12 protein-coding genes and 2 tRNA genes are annotated in these 12,942 nt (G+C 46.1%); 4 read left to right on the top strand and 10 right to left on the bottom strand.

Annotated elements, in window-relative coordinates; translation table 11 throughout:
- Window positions 1-444: 444 nt before the first annotated feature.
- Window positions 445-520, bottom strand: a tRNA-Asn gene (locus KDK15_RS14195).
- A gap of 87 nt (window positions 521-607) precedes the next feature.
- The gene (locus KDK15_RS14190; RefSeq protein WP_257296042.1) at window positions 608-1,756 is read right to left on the bottom strand and encodes a pyridoxal phosphate-dependent aminotransferase; all 1,149 of its coding nucleotides are present in this window, start codon (window positions 1,754-1,756) and stop codon (window positions 608-610) included.
- Window positions 1,757-2,066: 310 nt separating this feature from the next.
- Here KDK15_RS14190 and uvrB point away from each other — a divergent pair, with 310 nt between their 5' ends.
- Both uvrB and KDK15_RS14180 read left to right on the top strand, forming a co-directional pair.
- Entirely contained in the window at window positions 2,067-4,079 is a 2,013-nt protein-coding gene (gene uvrB, locus KDK15_RS14185) for an excinuclease ABC subunit UvrB (RefSeq protein ID WP_257296041.1), read from the top strand.
- An 81-nt stretch (window positions 4,080-4,160) separates the two neighbouring features.
- A tRNA-Val gene (locus tag KDK15_RS14180) sits at window positions 4,161-4,236 on the top strand.
- 58 nt (window positions 4,237-4,294) lie between these two features.
- Here the strand turns inward: KDK15_RS14180 and KDK15_RS14175 are convergent.
- Both KDK15_RS14175 and KDK15_RS14170 read right to left on the bottom strand, forming a co-directional pair.
- Window positions 4,295-4,519, bottom strand: a complete 225-nt coding sequence (locus KDK15_RS14175) for a hypothetical protein (protein ID WP_257296040.1) — start codon at window positions 4,517-4,519, stop codon at window positions 4,295-4,297.
- A 527-nt stretch (window positions 4,520-5,046) separates the two neighbouring features.
- Window positions 5,047-5,607, bottom strand: coding sequence for a hypothetical protein (locus tag KDK15_RS14170; RefSeq protein ID WP_257296039.1), 561 nt, complete (start codon window positions 5,605-5,607; stop codon window positions 5,047-5,049).
- A 298-nt stretch (window positions 5,608-5,905) separates the two neighbouring features.
- On the opposite strand from KDK15_RS14170, the gene purE reads away from it, so the two are divergent.
- A complete protein-coding gene (gene purE / locus KDK15_RS14165) occupies window positions 5,906-6,388 on the top strand; it encodes a 5-(carboxyamino)imidazole ribonucleotide mutase (protein ID WP_257296038.1) in 483 nt (160 codons plus the stop codon).
- 11 nt (window positions 6,389-6,399) lie between these two features.
- A complete protein-coding gene (locus KDK15_RS14160; protein ID WP_257296037.1) occupies window positions 6,400-7,548 on the top strand; it encodes a 5-(carboxyamino)imidazole ribonucleotide synthase in 1,149 nt (382 codons plus the stop codon).
- 158 nt (window positions 7,549-7,706) lie between these two features.
- Here KDK15_RS14160 and KDK15_RS14155 read toward each other — a convergent pair whose 3' ends face one another.
- The 6 genes from KDK15_RS14155 to KDK15_RS14130 all read right to left on the bottom strand — a co-directional run bounded on the left by KDK15_RS14155 (window position 7,707) and on the right by KDK15_RS14130 (window position 12,721).
- Window positions 7,707-8,624 carry a hypothetical protein gene (locus tag KDK15_RS14155; RefSeq protein WP_257296036.1) on the bottom strand — a complete coding sequence of 306 codons (918 nt, stop codon included), beginning with the start codon at window positions 8,622-8,624 and terminating at the stop codon, window positions 7,707-7,709.
- A 697-nt stretch (window positions 8,625-9,321) separates the two neighbouring features.
- Window positions 9,322-9,639, bottom strand: a complete 318-nt coding sequence (locus KDK15_RS14150; RefSeq protein ID WP_257296035.1) for a hypothetical protein — start codon at window positions 9,637-9,639, stop codon at window positions 9,322-9,324.
- 23 nt (window positions 9,640-9,662) lie between these two features.
- Complete coding sequence (locus KDK15_RS14145; RefSeq protein WP_257296034.1) at window positions 9,663-10,208, bottom strand: hypothetical protein; 546 nt, start codon at window positions 10,206-10,208, stop codon at window positions 9,663-9,665.
- Window positions 10,209-10,597: 389 nt separating this feature from the next.
- Window positions 10,598-11,704: a serpin family protein gene (locus KDK15_RS14140; protein ID WP_257296033.1), complete on the bottom strand. Its 1,107-nt coding sequence runs from the start codon at window positions 11,702-11,704 to the stop codon at window positions 10,598-10,600.
- A 55-nt stretch (window positions 11,705-11,759) separates the two neighbouring features.
- Complete coding sequence (locus KDK15_RS14135) at window positions 11,760-12,452, bottom strand: amino acid permease (protein WP_257296032.1); 693 nt, start codon at window positions 12,450-12,452, stop codon at window positions 11,760-11,762.
- Window positions 12,398-12,721 carry a hypothetical protein gene (locus tag KDK15_RS14130; RefSeq protein ID WP_257296031.1) on the bottom strand — a complete coding sequence of 108 codons (324 nt, stop codon included), beginning with the start codon at window positions 12,719-12,721 and terminating at the stop codon, window positions 12,398-12,400. Before KDK15_RS14130 ends, KDK15_RS14135 begins: the two co-directional genes overlap by 55 nt.
- Window positions 12,722-12,942: the final 221 nt, after the last annotated feature.

The following is a 12,942-nucleotide window of genomic DNA, read 5'->3' as shown; positions in this document are numbered from 1 at the left end:
AATACACCACCCTGGAAACAGGGAAATGACTGTATTATTGCGACCAAAAGACCTGGACAGGCCAAGTCTAGCAGGGCTTGTTGCGTTCGTTGCTTTTTATTTCAACTGTCAGTAACAGGGTTAAGCAAGTTGAAGGTCGCAAACTCATCAAGGATGATGAGGATGTCACGTTTTCCTGCCCATTGGAGAGTTCTTTTACGAAACTTCCTGTAGGAGGTGAATCTGATCCATTGGAAGTTGATCAAAATGCATCGCCAAAGTTAAAGTCATTTCATTCTGAGTCAACCAAGGCTTGTGGGCAAACATCTGAGGCTTTAGCAATTGTAAAGAAGGATGAGCCGTTACAGGTGAATGTGATTGTTACCGCTGAAAAAACTTTAGTGAAACCTTCGCTCACTCTGGATAAAACAGACCTGATCAGTATCCCTGAAAATATGAAGTATATGGCTCCCCGAGCTGGACTCGAACCAGCGACCCAATGATTAACAGTCATTTGCTCTACCAACTGAGCTATCGGGGATCAGAAGATTGCTGTAAATAATACCTCGCTTAATATCAGTGTCAAGTTACTGAGTACCAGTTTCTGATACTCAGTAGTGGTAGTTGATCAGGATAGCGCTGCCTGAAGCCTGTCCAGGGCTTTTTCCAAGGCTTCATCGCTGGTAGCAAATGAGAGTCTCATGCAACCATCAGAACCAAAGGCAGAGCCGGGAACCAGGGCAACGCCTTTTTCCAGGAAGAGTGCTGCGAGGTCTGTATCCTTTTCAAAGCCCAGCTTTTTCATTGCTTCAGTGAAATCAGCAAAAGCGTAGAAGGTGCCGTCACCCTCGATAGCGCTGACGCCCGGCAGCTGATTCAGTCGGCCGACCACGTAATCGTGGCGCTTTTTAAACACCTTGACCATCTCTTTCACACAATCCTGCGACCCATTCAGTGCCTCAACCGCTGCAGCCTGGGCGATAGAACAGGGATTGGACGTGCTCTGGGACTGGATCTTCTTCATGTTTTTGATCAGCCACTCTGGCCCGCCAGCATAACCGATCCGCCAGCCGGTCATGGAGTAAGCCTTGGATACACCGTTCAAAACAATCGTGCGGTCACAGAGTTCAGGGCAGACCATCAAGATGTTGCAGAAAGGCTCTTCAGTCCAGAGGATATGCTCATACATATCATCGGTGGCGATCATGATATCCGGGTACTTTTTCAGCACGTCGCCCAGCGCTTCAAGCTCTTTGTGGTTATAAGCGGTTCCGGTTGGGTTGGAGGGGCTGTTCAGTACCACCAGTTTGGTTTTCTCAGTGATGGCTGCCGCGAGTTGATCGGGGGTGATTTTGAAGCGGTTTTCCAGGCCAGCCTGCACGATCACCGGGACACCCTCGGCGATGACCACCATATCCGGGTAAGATACCCAGTAAGGTGCTGGAATGACTACCTCATCACCCTTGTTCAGCAACGCCAGGGCCAGGTTGAAGAAGCTCTGTTTGCCACCGCAGGAAACCAGAATCTGGCTTTGGTCGTATTCAAAGCCATTATCACGCTTGAATTTGTCAATAACGGCCTGTTTCAGCTCGGGGGTTCCATCCACCGCCGTGTATTTTGTTTTTCCTTCAGCGATGGCTTTGGCCGCAGCGGCCTTAATATGCTCCGGAGTGTCGAAATCGGGCTCTCCGGCGCCCAGGCCAATAATGTCATGTCCGGCAGCTCTCAGTTCGGCAGCCTTGGCAGTGACTGCCAGAGTTGGAGATGGCTTGACCATTTGCACGCGTTGGGATGGATGACCAGTCACAGTTTTCCTCGTTTATGGTTGTAACACTGAGAATTATAATGCTGTTTACCTTCCGCCATTGGCCGGAGAAATTCGCCAGGAGGCTGTGTAAGCTCACTGCTGGTATGGTTAGACTCCCTCTGGCGGAAACTAGTTACCAATACCTGTACTATAACGGTGATGAGTAGCGAGTATTCGTCATGCGAATAACAGAAGGCATCATACACAATACGATGTACCGTTGATATCCGTTTGTCGGTTACCGCTGGCAAATTTTTTCTGCTCCAGATGGAAGGGTAGCATGAGTCGATCGTTTAAAGTTTCTTCCCGCTTCGGTCCCGCCGGTGATCAACCGGTTGCTATTGAGCAGCTGGTCAAGGGTATTGATGCTGGCCTTGCCTGTCAGACATTGCTGGGGGTAACAGGCTCCGGCAAGACCTTTACGGTGGCCAATGTGATCGAGAAAATACAGCGGCCGACGATCATCATGGCCCATAACAAGACACTGGCCGCACAACTCTACGGTGAGTTCAAGGAGTTCTTTCCTGAGAATGCCGTGGAGTATTTTGTCTCCTACTATGACTATTACCAGCCAGAAGCCTACGTACCCACGTCAGATACCTATATCGAGAAAGATGCATCGGTTAATGAACACATTGAACAAATGCGTCTCTCTGCCACCAAGGCCCTGATGGAAAGACAGGATGCGATTATTGTGGCAACGGTCTCGGCCATCTATGGCCTGGGTGATCCGCAGTCTTATCTTAAAATGATGATGCATCTGGATCGTGGTGACAGGGTGGATCAGCGAACAATTCTGCGTCGTTTGGCGGAATTACAGTACACGCGCAACGATGCGGATTTTCGGCGGGCTACTTACCGTGTTCGTGGTGATGTTATTGATATTTTTCCCGCTGAATCGGAAAAAGAGGCTGTCCGTATAGAATTGTTTGACGATGAGCTGGAAGCCATCAGCGAGTTTGATCCGTTGACTGGCGAGGTTCTGAGAAAATTGCCCAGGGCGACGATCTATCCAAAAACTCACTATGTGACCCCCAGACAGACCATCCTGGACGCAGTGGAAGCCATTAAGGCAGAGCTGGTAGATCGGCTCAACGTTTTGCGTGACAACAACAAGCTGGTGGAAGCTCAGCGACTTGAGCAGCGCACGCAGTTTGATCTGGAAATGATGATTGAGCTGGGTTATTGCACCGGCATTGAAAACTATTCCCGCTACCTCTCGGGCAATAAACCCGGCGAGGCACCGCCAACACTGTTTGACTATATCCCGGACAATGCATTGCTGGTGATTGATGAATCCCATGTAACTGTGCCGCAAATCGGCGCCATGTATAAAGGGGATCGCTCCCGAAAAGAGACACTCGTGGAGTATGGTTTCCGCTTACCTTCTGCTCTGGATAATCGTCCCATGAAGTTTGAAGAGTGGGAAGGACGACGGCCGCAGACTATTTTTGTTTCTGCAACACCGGGGAAGTATGAGGAAGAGAATCAGGGACAGGTAGTTGATCAGGTGGTCAGGCCTACCGGTCTGGTGGACCCGGAAATTGAGGTTCGCCCGGCCACCACCCAGGTGGATGACCTGCTGATGGAGATTAATAAAACCGTTGCCAAAGAGGAGCGGGTACTGGTCACTGTGCTCACCAAGCGAATGGCAGAGGACTTAACCGAGTTTTTGCATGAACAGGGTGTCCGGGTACGCTACCTGCACTCTGATATTGATACGGTGGAACGGGTGGAGATTATCCGTGACTTGCGTATTGGTGCCTTTGATGTGTTGGTGGGTATCAACTTGCTGCGGGAAGGCCTTGATATGCCCGAGGTCTCTCTGGTCGCTATTTTGGACGCGGATAAGGAAGGCTTTCTGCGTTCTGACCGTTCATTGATTCAGACCGTTGGCCGTGCTGCCCGAAACATTAATGGCCGGGCGGTTCTCTATGGTGATCGGATTACCGGCTCCATGGAGCGGGCAATCAGCGAGACCGAGCGGCGTCGCAAAAAACAGATTGCCTACAACAAGAAACACAATATTACGCCAAAAGGTGTTTTCAAATCGGTGGCTGATATTCTTGAAGGGGCTGTTGTGCCCGGGCGGAAGAAAGGCAGTAAAGCCCAGAGGGCAGTGGCTGAACCGAGAGCTGAGTATCAGGTTCCCATGACTCCGGAAGTCATGGTCGCGATGATTGAGAAGTTGGAGGCAAAAATGATGGAGCACTCCCGAAACCTGGAGTTTGAACAGGCTGCAGCTGTCAGGGATGAAATTGCCTTGCTCAGAGAGCAGGTTTTAAAACACTGAGAGTAGGTATTTACCCAGTTAAAATTAAGCCGATTGAAGTATTGCATTTTTTAGCTGCATTGATAATATACGCACCACTTCAGTCGGTTAGCTCAGTTGGTAGAGCACCACCTTGACATGGTGGGGGTCGCTGGTTCAAGTCCAGTACCGACTACCAGTTTTTCTTTAATACCGCACTTCTACTCGCACGCACACTACTGAACACCTGTTCTCTGCTAACGGGTCGTCTCTTGTTCTGGTGCCTCTTCCATTTCCATTAGCTGATACCACTTCGCATCCAGTGCTTTCAGCAGTTTCCCACTGTCGTCTTTTGTATCAACCAGCCAGCCAGATGGGCAGTCAATAGAACGGTAGCAGCGGATGACGGTTCTGCGGCGGTTTTTCTGGACCGGATAAAAATGAGTGGTCACCTGGTCTCCGGGCTGAAAAGGCATTTTCATGGCAGACTTCTGATATTTACCTGGTTTAGTAATCGACTTCACACTTTGCTGTATTGCCTGCAAGGCTGACTGCTGAGACTATAAATAATGAAACGGCTTTCTCAAAGCAGTTTCATTGGAGTGAAACGAGCTATTACATTTTGGGAACTATTCATGTTTAGACTATCCAGCCTGTTTGCGCTGAACAGTTTGCATCGGCTTATCAGGAATGGACTTTACCAGGCTAACGGGACTGAACTTCCTTCGACCGCAGGTCAGCCTGACTTCGCTAGGAGATGGCACTGCAGACATTGGGGGAGACTCTGTGTTAAAGGGATCGGCTGCATCTGATCAAGATGGTCCATCAGTGAAGATGGGTTCTATGTCAATAATGGCTCTTTTGAGGGTGCCATGTGATTGATCGATGGATAGTAAATGAAGATTTAATGCTGCCCCGGGTTTAAGGCAGCATTTCATGCTTTTTATACGACAGTAAAAGCATATTTTCCTGAAAAGGATTTAAATTTTTCAGTCTGATAAGCATCAGTTTAAACACGTGCCCACCAACTTTCAATTCGACCTTTTCCTGCTTTGATAGCAGCTTCACTAGCAGCCCCGGCTCTCTTGGCTGCCTGTAAGTATTGCCCATCTGCTAGCTCTTCCTTCATCTTTGAGGTATTTGTCTTCATGGCTTCTTCGTTTGTCAGGATAGCCAACTCTGATTTTGATTCATCTCTGGATTTTTTAAGAGCTGCCCGTGCTTCCTGACCACGATAAAAGTGAAGTTTTAAACTCACATTGCAAGTAAATATATTAAAGCGATGTTTAAACTTTTCTAGCCAGACAATTTTACGGCTGGAAAGGTCTTTTCCACCAATTTCGCTCTTGTCTGGATTAGGTACTCTTTCAGCATGTACTGGTTTAGCCTTTCGGCTAAATGCTTTAGCTCTTTTAGCTTTAGCAAGTTCACCAGCGGCTTGAGCAAATCCTGCAGCGCCTTTATTTAATTTTTCAGTTTTATTATTTATTTTTTTGAGATTAGCCCCACGATTTTCTAATTGAGGCCGCATCGGTGGTGTATGCCCTGTTCCCTTAGTATGACCAAACATAGTCCGTACTCCTTTCTAGACCAATTTTTCGTCAATATATGGAATAATGAATAAAGGTAAAATTATACTTTAGTCTCATTTTTCTATAAAAATAAGCTAATCTATTGATCTTTATAGAATTATATTAAATCAGGTGGTTGCTTTTGGCTTTAAAAGTGACCGATGGCTGCCAGATGCCTTGTCTGTAAATTGCTGAGCCATTCTTATGCAAGCCTGCTGGCCACGATTTGTTCTGTTTTCCCTGAAGGCAAACGGGTTATATGTGCTATCATTGCCCGCTTGGAATAAAGGAGTGGTTATGACCGTTGCCATTATAATGGGGTCCAGGTCCGACTGGCCCACGATGAAGCATGCAGCTGAAATGTTGGAAAAGTTTGGTATCGACTACGAAACAAAGGTTGTTTCTGCCCATCGCACTCCACAATTACTGGCGGATTATGCCTCTCAGGCTGCTGCCCGGGGAATCAAAGTGATTATTGCCGGTGCCGGGGGGGCTGCGCACCTGCCGGGAATGGCTGCTGCCTTTACCAGCCTGCCGGTGTTGGGGGTACCTGTTAAATCCAAAGCATTGAACGGTATCGACTCTTTATTGTCTATATGTCAAATGCCCAAAGGTGTTGCCGTGGGCACCCTGGCCATTGGCGATGCCGGAGCGGCCAATGCTGGCCTGTTGGCAGCACAGATCCTTGGTTGTCAGCAGCCAGAGTTGCAGGCCAGAATTGATGATTTCAGAAAGCTGCAAACCGAAACCGTATTAGCGAACTCTGATCCTGCCGAGTGATAATAAGCAGTATGAATATTCTAGTGTTAGGTGCGGGCCAGCTTGCACGCATGATGAGTCTTGCGGGCGCACCGCTGAATATCAATATCATCTCCTATGATGTTGGCTCCGGCAAGCTGATGCATCCCCTGACGTTCCACGTCAGCGATCAAAGCCTTACGGAGGCCATTGCTGAATGTGATGCCATCACCGCTGAGTTTGAGCATATTCCTGACGATGTGCTGACTCTGTGTGCTGCGTCCGGAAAGTTTTATCCTGGTAAACAGGCCATTAAAGTCGGCGGTGACCGCAGCATGGAGAAAGCGCTGCTGGATAAAACCGGCGTACCCTGTGCGCCTTACCAGCTGATCACCGGTCGTTCTCACTTTGATGCAGCCATCGAGAAACTGGGGCTGCCATTGGTCATTAAAACCTGTCAGGCCGGCTATGACGGTAAAGGGCAGTGGCGGATCATGTCAGACAGTGATGTTGAGCAGATTTGGTCGGAAATGTCAGACTTTCTGGCTGCTGGCAGTGAAAATTCACCACACTCGATTATTGCTGAAAAAATGATTCCCTTTCAGCGCGAGGTGTCGGTTATCGGTGCCCGGGACAAACATGGCAATATGGCTATCTATCCGGTCACTGAAAATGAGCATACCAATGGAGTTCTGACGTTATCTATTGCTAAATCCATCTCTACCGGGATTCATCGACAGGCGGTGGATGCCTTCAGTAAGCTGGCTGCTGAAATGGATTATGTCGGGGTATTGGCCATCGAGTTTTTTGATGTGGATGGTCAGCTGATGGTGAATGAGATTGCCCCCCGGGTTCATAACTCTGGCCATTGGACACTGTTGGGAACCCTGTGCAGTCAGTTCGAAAACCATCTCAGGGCCATTGCCGGACTACCCCTTGGCAGTACCGAAGCCATTGGGCCCAGCGCCATGATTAACGTTTTGGGTCAGCCCGATATTCCCGCTGAAGTGTTGTCAGTTGCCAATGTCACCAGCCACTGGTACGGCAAAATCCAGCGCCCCGGTCGTAAAATGGGGCATATCAATCTGGTTGCTGAATCGGAGGAGGCGCTGGGTGAAAAGCTGGTAGCTCTCTCTGAGTTTTTGCCTGAAGATGACTACCCTGGGGTTGCCCAGCGTGGCAGGGACTTGTCTCAAGACTGATGGCAATTATTCCTTTTGAATCGGGCCGATGTAACTGAGCTGTTATATCGGCTTTGTTGTTGTCTCTTGGTTGAAGTGATGTCCAGACTCAGGAGAGCTTTGGCACCTTGAGGCCTCTTTCTGATCATTCTTAATTCAAGCAATGCACTTTAGCGCTTTCATCTGCCCATCTCGGTTGCTTCAGAAGTCAATAGACCTGGAGTCATTGACTGGTTATTATCGAAATAGCTCTTTAGTCTGCCTGCCACATAGTCTTCTTTCACAGACGCCATTGATGCTAATGCTTCACAAAGCACTGCCTGAACGAGTGATGAACTATTAGCTGGATAAACTAAATTAGTATGTGAGCCCTGTTCACTGCTACGTTCAAATATAAGTTCTGACCATTTCTTCGCTGCTACGGTAGTTTGCTCCGAAAGTTTTAGTTTTTTTTCTTTTAGCTTTTCACCAAGCAGTTGCAAGAACTTTTTATTATCTAAAGGACTTACTTCAATGATCGACATATTTTCTTTTGGTACTGCATATCTGATTGCAATAGCAAGGTATGATGCCAGTTCAAAACTACGTATATTTCTATTATCAATGACCAGCGTTAATGGCTCGGAAGCGGGCATCACAGTTTGAGAATATTCAAAAAGTGTGTGTTCCATCTCATCTCTGGCTTTTTTGTGTAGATCATATGTTACCTCTTTTCTCTCCCTGTGTGCATTTTTCAGGTAATAATCGAATGTTAATTGATTTTTATTTTCATCAGTCAGTTGAATACCGTCATCCTGTGCCTGGGCTCTGGCTGCTAACAGGTTGGCGCTGATTATTTTCACATGACGCTGCCTAAGTTTTTGTTCTGGTTTGATGGTTGTATCGCAATAATAGGTTTTGCCCTGGCCTGGCATTCCTCTTAAGAAAATAACTTCTACATTCTGGCAGGGTGATGCTTGATGACCTTTAAAAATGGCATCTCTGATATGGACCGGGTAGGCAGAGAGATAACGACAACTGCGATTATATTGACTACTGTTGACCGTTGTGAAATCAGTAATGTCTGGTTGAAAAAAATAAGCAGGCAAATTTTCCATTTTAAGTATTTATCAATATGAGTGAAGCTCAATCATAGACTATTTATCGATAAATGTTATTTATTAATAATAATTGAATATTTTGATCAATTAATCAGTAATTAAGCGAAATCCTGTTAACAAGGGATGCAGTGAAAATATAACAGATTTTCTTTATATAAATGCTCCACTCTATTGTAAAAAAATAATGTGTTATCGTAACTGACTAATCAGTTAGTGATTTATGTGAAAGCCAATTGTTAACTCATCAAGGATTAGATCAAGTCCTGCCCGGCAGGTTTTAATATAAATGAAATGGATTCATGGCGTGTTGCCTTTTCTTAAAGAATCTGAGTGTAAAATGATACTGGGTATATCCAGATTAAAACGATTCTTCGGAAGATTTTAGGCCTCGTTTTTGTATCCCTTTTTATCGGATCTCTCGTGGGAGGAGGCCTGTTTGGCCTCAGCGATTCCCGCAAAGAATTCGTCTAACTTATTGATAAATATAGATTAAGACCAAAAAAGACTGCGGTAGTTGGTTTGTATATCTACTTAAATATCAATGGCTTAGCCTATTTGCGGGAATCGCTGCTGCCAAGAATCCAATATCAGTACTACCATGGACACCAGTTAGTGAACCAGTAACTGTGAGGAACCGGATGCCTTAATTGGACCCGTCCGGCTCTGCGAGGGCTGAGGACAGTAACGTCCTCTTCTACTCGGAATCGTCAACAAATACCAGTATGATGCGTTTTTCTGCCAGATCGTCATTATTTTCGCCGAGGCATACGATAATATCCTCAGCCTGGTGAATCAGGTAATATTGATTCGAAAATATAACCCCGCCATTTTTGCCATAAGGATAGTTTTCTACAGTGCCTTTAACAGGAAATGTTCCTAAAAAATCACTATAACTTTTTTTGCCAATATTAATCCCGCCTCCCGAATACTTTACACCCGTTCCGGCTGCGTTGGTATTGTCATTCAATTGGACGACCATGCTTTTTTTGCCGTAGTCCTGATGCCAGGGCATACCTTTCATTCCCCTTGAGGGAATTAAGGGTAACGCATCAGGGAAATATTCCTAACTTTTACCGAACGACCCCGCCACTGCAATTCATCGGCCATTTTTTCCAATGCGTCTGAGCATAGAGTCCTGAGTGCATCCGATGAAGTAGTCAAGAAGGTCTTTTGGAATCCCTCCTTATTCATCAAATGACCGTTTTTATCAAACTGAATTGTTGGCTTACCAGGGCATAACTTGGCGAGGAACATAGGATTTTCAGAATTATTATGCAACTCCAGACGGTCAAATATTTTGCTTGTTTTTATATCTATGCTAACCGAACTGACTTCCCTGCCTTCCAGAAAACCCTTGACAAAATCCGAGCGGAAATAAATGTTGTCGTCATCTATTTCCTGATTGACCTGATTTAAAAGACGTTCAGAAAACACAGGGGAAATGGTTCTGAATGTATCGCCAAATTTTATGTCTGTGGCCTGTGTATGTTTTATTTTATCAGAAAATCCAACAGAATTTTCAGGGGCGGCGGCTAGAAAATCCAGCATCGTTGAGTATAAAGAAAAGACAGCAGACAACATCAAGATCACTCCTTTGGTCTGTTAAGTATTAAATAACAGGACAAATCAAAGCCCGAACAACGGTATTAGAGTTCCCAAAGCAAAATAAGTTCAACAAAAAGTGAATAAACTGGTAATCTCAACCACCCCCAATGATGAAACATCCGAAAAGAGCCTTTATTTTTATCAGTGAGTTTAATACCTTTATCCTTGGCCTGGCCTTTGGTTGCTAACAAGTTGGCACTGATTACTTGTACATGACGCTGCCAAATTTCACGTTCTGATTTTATGGTTGTATTGCTGTAATAGGTTTTCCCCTGGCTGGGCATCCCGCGTAAGAAAATAACTTCTACATTCCAGCAGGGTGTAACATTATGATGATTCTTTAATGTTTACCCTGAGAGCATTGATTACCCCCAAGGTTGTTTAATATAGGCGATACCCGCCAACCTTGGTTTATTACTGTTTTCATGATTAATCATGGCAAAATAAAAAGGGCGATCGATGATCAGTTGTTGAGGGATCCCACCTCCAAGAAGTTGGAATGAAGCCGCAACATAGGCACCTGCCTCATTGATGCTAAGATTTGCCTTATGTTTTCCTGAACCAAGCAATTCAGGGTAATCTTCCTCATAGACATAATCGAATTGATATTTGGGTAAATACAGCCCGACATATCCTTCAGTAAATTGATTGTTAAATAATGAGTTCAAGCCTTTTGTAAGGATATTGCTGACTTCGTCACTGTGTTCTTGTTGCGCCCATTTGGGAGGCATTATGAAAACAGCTTTCAAACCAGATTCCTTTACAGGCATAGCAATGAACTCAAAGTTTGAAATATTTTTATAAGCAATTAAGTTTGTCCCCCTGCCGCTTTCCATCCAGACGATCTCCGGCTGCTTCTCACCGTTCCAGGTGAGGTCTGTTCGATATCCCTGGGGTATCACCATGAAAGGTTCTTGCCATGACACATTTTGAAACAACCAACTTACCAACTGGTAAGCTGTAGCTGGATTTTTCAGCGTTTCAGGGTCCAGCAGGTTGGTAATCACTCCATTAGTATCTTTGGCAATCTGTTCATTGAGCCGTTGGGTGGCGTTATCGTACCCTTGTTGTTCCAGCTCACGACTGCTGGTAAAGGGGATGCCCAGCTGCTCCAGCGCCATATCAATGGGTATGGTTTTGGAAAAAACATGGATTTTCTCCGGTGAACTCTGAACCGGTGGGCTATCAGGCTCCTCACTTATGTTGCTTTCTTTGGGTATTTGTAGTCCCAGTAACTTGGTGGTTGTATTTTCTGCTGTAGAAATCAGCAAAGGTGAAACCACAATATTTCTATCACCAATTTTTTTTTTCACTATCCCCATAAAAAGTTTAACATCCGACTCCAGATTACTCATTACATGAGGGGATTGGGAAACCTTACCGTACGGCGAGCCCGTTAATTGTTGGGCGCTTTCTGATTCAGGGGGTGTTGAGTATTGTACTGAGGGTGAAAAAGCGGAAGGAAAATGCATCTCATAGACTCCTGAGCCAAATGAGTTTTCATTATTGCATCAAGAGCGTAGTTGATTATTTGCATTTATCCACACTGTAATGATGCTGGATAATTCCAGTATTCATGCAAGCCGACTTTTGCTTCTGTCTTTGCCACCATAGTAATGGTGAGGCAATTGCCAGCATGCCAGCGGCATAGGCCATTTTCCAACCGAACCCCCAGGCAAGCATAAAACAGAACAGGCAGCCAGGCAGGGTCATCCAGTGGTATTTAGCGGGCAACAGCCGGAAAGCTGCCAGCATGGAGGCCAGATAAATAATAACGAAAACCCCATTGACCCAGGAAACCAGATCTTCCAGATCCTGATCCGTACAGTGGGTAAAGATCAGAATCGCCGCCATGATCAGTAGTACGGTTATCAGGGCGCGCTCGGAAACACCATAACGATTCTGTTTACTGAACCAGGCTGGCAACACTCCTTTCTGGCTGAAACTCAGTGTCAGACGAATCAGGCTTGCGGTGTAGACATTGACAGTTGCAATACCACCTGCCAGCCCAAGAGTCCCTATGATTGGTGAACCCAGTCCGCCCATTAGCTGATCAAATACACCTGCCATTGCCAGAGGAGTAGTCACCGGTATAGACAGTATCAGCCATGTACAGGTCAGATAAATACAGCCAACGATAACAACGCCGATCATGATGGCAGTTTTCAGGTCTTTTTCGGGGCTTCGGAAGTCTCCTGCCAGATGGGACATAGCTTCCATGCCAAGGAAACTCCAGAAAGCAAGCCCTGCAGCGCCTTTTCAACAAAATAGGCTGGTCCGGCCGCATGGGGAAATCGGCTGGCCAAGCTGGCAAACACCAGTGCCACCGGAATGATGGTCAGGGTAAGCAGAGCCCACGCCCAAAGAGCTCCATAGCCTGCCAGTTCTATGGTTAGCTGCGGAAGAATAAACACACTGGTACCCAGCAGGGTCGTGGTGAGCAGTTCTGCTCCCTGCCAGCGTCCAATTCCGGATGTTTGTGCCTGCACTCTGTTTACCACCTCTGGGACATCGTTGTCATTTATTGGTATGCCAATGGATTACGGATTTTACTATAGAGCAGATTGACTCAACATTCTGCCGAATCAGGAAGCTTGAACAGAATAGCATTGTATCTGAGGGGGAGGATAAACCTGGTGGTTGGTAACTATAAGAAATTGTCCCGAAATAATTTCGACATTTTGAACTCGGTCTCCGTTCATCCTGAGCT

It is taken from the genome of Endozoicomonas sp. YOMI1 (assembly GCF_024606345.1).
In the GTDB taxonomy this organism is placed as follows: Bacteria; Pseudomonadota; Gammaproteobacteria; order Pseudomonadales; family Endozoicomonadaceae; genus Endozoicomonas.
This window is presented reverse-complemented; position numbering and strand designations above follow the sequence as displayed.

What these genes read in the sequence shown, in the direction of transcription:
- KDK15_RS14150 (WP_257296035.1), bottom strand. Translation starts at nt 9,639, where the DNA reads ATGCCCTGGCATCAGGACTACGGCAAAAAAAGCATGGTCGTCCAATTG.
- KDK15_RS14155 (WP_257296036.1), bottom strand. Translation starts at nt 8,624, where the DNA reads ATGGAAAATTTGCCTGCTTATTTTTTTCAACCAGACATTACTGATTTC.
- KDK15_RS14160 (WP_257296037.1), top strand. Translation starts at nt 6,400, where the DNA reads ATGAATATTCTAGTGTTAGGTGCGGGCCAGCTTGCACGCATGATGAGT.
- uvrB (WP_257296041.1), top strand. Translation starts at nt 2,067, where the DNA reads ATGAGTCGATCGTTTAAAGTTTCTTCCCGCTTCGGTCCCGCCGGTGAT.
- KDK15_RS14175 (WP_257296040.1), bottom strand. Translation starts at nt 4,519, where the DNA reads ATGAAAATGCCTTTTCAGCCCGGAGACCAGGTGACCACTCATTTTTAT.
- purE (WP_257296038.1), top strand. Translation starts at nt 5,906, where the DNA reads ATGACCGTTGCCATTATAATGGGGTCCAGGTCCGACTGGCCCACGATG.
- KDK15_RS14140 (WP_257296033.1), bottom strand. Translation starts at nt 11,704, where the DNA reads ATGCATTTTCCTTCCGCTTTTTCACCCTCAGTACAATACTCAACACCC.
- KDK15_RS14135 (WP_257296032.1), bottom strand. Translation starts at nt 12,452, where the DNA reads ATGGAAGCTATGTCCCATCTGGCAGGAGACTTCCGAAGCCCCGAAAAA.
- KDK15_RS14190 (WP_257296042.1), bottom strand. Translation starts at nt 1,756, where the DNA reads ATGGTCAAGCCATCTCCAACTCTGGCAGTCACTGCCAAGGCTGCCGAA.
- KDK15_RS14170 (WP_257296039.1), bottom strand. Translation starts at nt 5,607, where the DNA reads ATGTTTGGTCATACTAAGGGAACAGGGCATACACCACCGATGCGGCCT.
- KDK15_RS14145 (WP_257296034.1), bottom strand. Translation starts at nt 10,208, where the DNA reads ATGTTGTCTGCTGTCTTTTCTTTATACTCAACGATGCTGGATTTTCTA.